Below are 4,898 nucleotides of genomic sequence, written 5' to 3'. Positions count from 1 at the left end.
AGTAGCTGGTTATAATTAAATTAAAAATGGATTTTAGGTTCGATCCCCCCTGCCCCCCTTGATAAGGGGGGTGCCGATAGGCGGGGGGATCTACCCTTGATAAGGGGGGTGCCGATAGGCGGGGGGATCTACCCTTGATAATGGGGGTGCCGATCCCCCCTTAATCCCCCCTTAATAAGGGGGGCATCTGAAAGTTTTTAATACCTATCTAGTTATCATGTCTAATATCTATCGTCTTGCCCAGGGCCATTTAAACCTATTGGAAACCTGTCCACCGAGATTTCAAAAAGTCTATCTAGAGCAACTTAACACACCGGCTGACCCCGGGCAATTGCAGCGGCAAGAATGGGGCAGTCAGTTTCACCTATTATTACAGCAGCGGGAATTAGGGCTGCCAATCACGTCTCTATTACGCGAAAATGAACAGTTAGAACATTGTTTAACAGCCCTATTAAAGGCTGCCCCGGCAATTGCCCAAAATCCGGGAGAAGCTAATCGAGAAGCAGAACATTGTCGCAGTTTAACTGTGGGTAATTATTTATTAACGGTTATCTATGATTTAATTTTACTAGAGAGCGATCGAGCGGTAATTTTTGACTGGAAAACCTACTTAAAACCTATCGATGCCGACAAACTAGCCAAAAATTGGCAGACGAGACTTTATCTGTATGTGTTGGCAGAAACTTCTGCTTATCCTCTTGATAGTTTATCGATGACCTATTGGTTTGTGCAGTTACCCCGCAGCCCCGAACAAATTACTTTTAAATATAATCGCAAACTACACCAACGGACAGGACGGGATTTACGCCGTTTATTGAAGGATCTCGATCTCTATCTATCAGCATACCAAAATGATTTAGTCGATTTTCCCCATCGTCCCGATTGTCAGCTTCATTGTCCCTATTATCTTAGACAAGAGCGATCGGGCCAAATAGACTTACCCTCGATCGATCATATCCCTGAAATCAATCCTTTTGTCTAATTATTGCCAATTTTGTCAGTATTCTCAATTCAGAATTCTGAAGATTATTTTTATTTATTCTCCCTTCTCCCCCTCTCCCCCTCCCTTCTCCCCAATTCATAATTCATACTTTGTGCTTTTTGTCAAAAAAACTTTTTCTTTGTAATAAAACTACACAAAAAAAAGATCATCGTTGTGGGTGAAATTGACTAATTTACCCGTCTTAATTAGGATTACCTTGTAGGTGTGGCAAGGGTTTCAACCCTTGCCACCCAAAAAATCACAGAATAACCCACTATGAAATTCTATCAAATCGCTGTAACCATTGTAAAATCGTTGTTAAATAAAAATGTTTCTCAATTAATTCTTAAGAATTTATAAATATTGCGGAATGTTAATTTAAATATTCTCAAGTTTTTGGGGTCAATATATAACTTTTGCTTATCTTTGGCGAACATTGGGTTAGAAGTCAGAAGTCGGGAGTCAGAAGTCAGTATTCAGGAAACAGGAGATTATTTTTATGTATTCTTCCCACACCCCACACCCCACACCCCACACCCCACCTCCCCACTTTCCCACTCTCGACAATTCTCCTTCTCCGCCGCGTTAAGCATAGTCGATAATAATAAAAGACAGATCGATCGCTTGCGCTCATGACCGGCAACCACTACCAAACCTTAGAAATTAGCCATAAATCGACCCCTGACGAGATTAAACGGGCCTATCGGCGTTTAGCCAGACAATTCCACCCCGATAGTCAAAACGATAGTGCCAGTCACGATAAAATCGTCGCTATTAACGCCGCCTACGAGATTTTAAGCGATCCGAGACTAAGAAAGGACTACGATAACCAACTAATCGCCAATTCTCCCGAAAAACGCGCCCAACGCACCGCCACCGCCCAAGCAAATTATCATCGTTACAAAGAAACGGTCCAGGAAGACGAAGCCCTGGTCAAACAGTGGTATAAACAGACCTATAGCCCGATTAATCGCCTGATCGGTCAAATTATCCGACCCCTCAAAGGTCAGATCGATCACCTATCCGCGGATCCCTTCGATGATCAGTTAATGGCTGTTTTTCAAGACTATCTAGAAACCTGTCGCCAAAATCTCGATCGAGCCAAAACCCTCTTTTCCCAACGGCCTAATCCTGCCAAAATGGCCAAAGTGGCCGCCTCTGTGTACTACTGTCTCAATCATCTCACTGACGGACTAGAAGAATTAGAAACCTTTACCCTTAACTACGATGATCGCTCTCTCCACACCGGTCAAGAAATGTTTCGTATGGCCCAGCGTTTACAGGTAGAAGCTAAACAGATAGCCAGTCAGTGCCAAAATTAAATCTCTAGCCATGGGCAAAAAAAAAGACGAAAATAGATCAGGACCAGATTTACCCAATCCCTAGCTTAACCCCGATGAGAGACAAACAATCAGAAATTACCAATATATCCACCCCGAGAGATTCTGATCTTTATTCCTTGCCTCCCGCCGTCCAACGGGCTGCTAATATCCTTTTACGTCAGGGAAGAATCGGTTTTTGGACACAGATTGTCCTAGGCGTAATTTCAGGGGTTTTATTACTCATTGCTACCGCTAGTTTATTAGGGACGAGACAACGCACTTCCGGTATTGAAATCGGTGTTTTATGTGCCATTGGTGGGGCTGGTTTCTTGGTGGTTGCCATTTTCTTTTCCTCTCGTTACATGAAAATTGCCCGTCAAATGTTGAGGGGTGATCAAGATAGTCGCCCGAAAAAATCCGATACTATTCAATTAATCCGTCAGGGTTTAATCGCTAATATTATCGGGATGTTTTTAACGATTTTGGGGGCGCAAGCCTTGGCGGGAATCGTCTTAATTAAATCCCTCAATGTTCCCCAAGGTACTTTTAATGTTGCCTCTAACCCCAGTCAATTTGTTAATTCTGTTGACCTGTTAATTGTGCAGGCTAATACTAATACAATTCTCGCTCACTTTACTGGTATTGTTACCTCTTTGTGGCTTCTTAATCGTATTACTTCTAAATAAATATGACCATGCAACGCACCCGTTTAAGTACGCTGGCTAATGTCACCAGCAGTCGATTTAATAGCTTTTTTGGTAATCCTTGGCGGCGGATTTCCCTCCAGATAATTTGTGTTTTATTTGGAGTTTTTTCTGGTCAAGCAATTGTCACTACTGCTGGTCAAACTGCTCAATGGGATGTCACCGCTGCCGGTTTATTGCTGCTGTTTACGGAGGCGACTAGCCGGATTGTTTATCGAAAAAGTTCTCAGGCTAAACCAGCACCGATTCTGCGAGAATCTTTCAATTTACTAAAAATTGGTATCACCTATAGTTTATTTCTAGAAGCCTTTAAAATTGGCTCTTAAATCGCCAATTGAAAAATGAAACGCACAACTCCTTAAGAGTTGACAGAGAAAGTCTCATCAGGTTTTGTCCGATTAATACAACAACTAACATAGAACCAAGAAACTTGCTCTACCAACTTGGCCAAGAGGTAAATTTATTGACTATAAACTACAGAATAAAGGCGGTTTATTGATGGAGATTGATAGATTTTTCCCTAGCTCTAAAACCTATTCTTATTGTCTCTATCAAATGTCTGATATGCCATTAGACGTTAGAAAATGGACTTGTCCAAGCTATGGTACACATGACGATAGAGACAAAAATGCAGCTAAAAAAATAAGAGCAGAAGGCATCAGACAATTATTGGTCTCAGGAACTCAGACCACTGCTCAAAGAGGAGAAGTAAGTCAAAAAGGTGGATGTAAGTCTGTCTTGACGCATTCCCCTGTAAATTCCGAAGTCTTGACAACTGCGCCTAGGGAGTCGAGGTAGTTCACTATGTTTCAAAATAGCTCCAGTGAAGTTAATATTCTCCCCATGGACGAACATAATCAAAAATTAGTTAATTATGTTCATCCCGCCGATTGGGTCAATCCACAACCCCAGGATTGTTATGATTTAGTCGTCATCGGTGCGGGTACTGCGGGTTTAGTCGTAGCGGCGGGGGCGGCGGGTTTAGATATAGGTTTAAAAGTGGCTTTAGTGGAAAAACACTTAATGGGGGGAGATTGCCTCAATTTCGGTTGTATTCCTTCTAAATGTCTGATTCGTTCCTCTAGAATTATCGGGGAAATTGAGAAAGCCAAAAAATTAGGAATTGATATTGGGGATACTAGGGTAGATTTTGCCAGAGTAATGACCAGAATGCGGCAAATTCGCGCCGATATTAGTCATCATGATTCGGTGCAACGTTTCCAAAAACTAGGTATCGATGTCTTCTTGGGTAGCGCTCGTTTTTTAGGACAAAATGCCGTGGAAGTCGCGGGAAAAACCCTCGCTTATAAAAAAGCCGTCATTGCCACTGGTACTAGGGCTTTTCATCCCGATATCCCCGGACTAAAAGAAGCGGGATTTTATACCAATGAAACAATTTTTTCCCTCACAGAATTACCTCCTCGATTAGCTATTATCGGTGGCGGGCCGATTGGTTGTGAATTAGCCCAAGCTTTTCAACGGTTAGGCACGCAAGTGATTTTATTTCATAACCATTCCCATCTTTTGAATAAAGAAGACCCAGAAGCAGCCGCAATTATTGAGAATACTTTCCTGCGGGAAGGAATGCAGTTAATTCTCTCTTGCCAAATTGAACGGGTGAGAAAAAATGAGCGGGGTAAAACCATTGAATATACTAGCAACGGTCAAGGAGCAACTATCACCGTTGACGAGATTTTAGTCGCTGCCGGCCGGGAGCCTAATCTGTCAGGATTAAATTTAGAAGCGGTGGCCGTGGAATACGATACTCGTCGGGGAGTCAAAGTTAATGATTATCTGCAAACTACTAACCCGAAAATTTATGCGGCCGGTGATATCTGTATGGATTGGAAATTTACCCATGCTGCCGATGCAGCCGCCCGTATTGTGATT

Annotated in this window: 6 protein-coding genes; all 6 read left to right on the top strand. The window is 42.5% G+C overall.

Translation table 11 applies throughout. The features are described 5' to 3' along the window. Window positions 1-217 precede the first annotated feature (217 nt). Window positions 218-982 carry a PD-(D/E)XK nuclease family protein gene (locus tag PX484_RS00685; protein ID WP_287670984.1) on the top strand — a complete coding sequence of 255 codons (765 nt, stop codon included), beginning with the start codon at window positions 218-220 and terminating at the stop codon, window positions 980-982. Between the two features lie 632 nt (window positions 983-1,614). Then, a complete protein-coding gene (locus tag PX484_RS00680) occupies window positions 1,615-2,304 on the top strand; it encodes a J domain-containing protein (protein WP_287767855.1) in 690 nt (229 codons plus the stop codon). A gap of 74 nt (window positions 2,305-2,378) precedes the next feature. Further along, window positions 2,379-2,990, top strand: coding sequence for a DUF3611 family protein (locus tag PX484_RS00675; RefSeq protein WP_002800798.1), 612 nt, complete (start codon window positions 2,379-2,381; stop codon window positions 2,988-2,990). A 2-nt stretch (window positions 2,991-2,992) separates the two neighbouring features. Beyond that, on the top strand, window positions 2,993-3,334 hold the full coding sequence (locus tag PX484_RS00670) for a DUF565 domain-containing protein (RefSeq protein WP_002753579.1): 342 nt from the start codon (window positions 2,993-2,995) through the stop codon (window positions 3,332-3,334). A gap of 136 nt (window positions 3,335-3,470) precedes the next feature. Then, a complete protein-coding gene (locus tag PX484_RS00665) occupies window positions 3,471-3,806 on the top strand; it encodes a zinc ribbon domain-containing protein (protein ID WP_287767867.1) in 336 nt (111 codons plus the stop codon). Between the two features lie 6 nt (window positions 3,807-3,812). After that, window positions 3,813-4,898: FAD-dependent oxidoreductase (locus PX484_RS00660; protein WP_288102656.1), on the top strand; the 1,086-nt coding region annotated here is incomplete at its 3' end.

Source organism: Microcystis sp. M49636_WE2 (assembly GCF_030065375.1).
GTDB classification, from domain to species: domain Bacteria; phylum Cyanobacteriota; class Cyanobacteriia; order Cyanobacteriales; family Microcystaceae; genus Microcystis; species Microcystis aeruginosa_C.
Note: the sequence above shows the minus strand (reverse complement) of the source record. Positions and strands in the feature narration are given on the sequence as shown.

Bases quoted from the DNA above. Each gene is read 5' to 3' on its own strand.
- PX484_RS00685 (WP_287670984.1), top strand. From the start codon at position 218: ATGTCTAATATCTATCGTCTTGCCCAGGGCCATTTAAACCTATTGGAA.
- PX484_RS00680 (WP_287767855.1), top strand. From the start codon at position 1,615: ATGACCGGCAACCACTACCAAACCTTAGAAATTAGCCATAAATCGACC.
- PX484_RS00675 (WP_002800798.1), top strand. From the start codon at position 2,379: ATGAGAGACAAACAATCAGAAATTACCAATATATCCACCCCGAGAGAT.
- PX484_RS00670 (WP_002753579.1), top strand. From the start codon at position 2,993: ATGACCATGCAACGCACCCGTTTAAGTACGCTGGCTAATGTCACCAGC.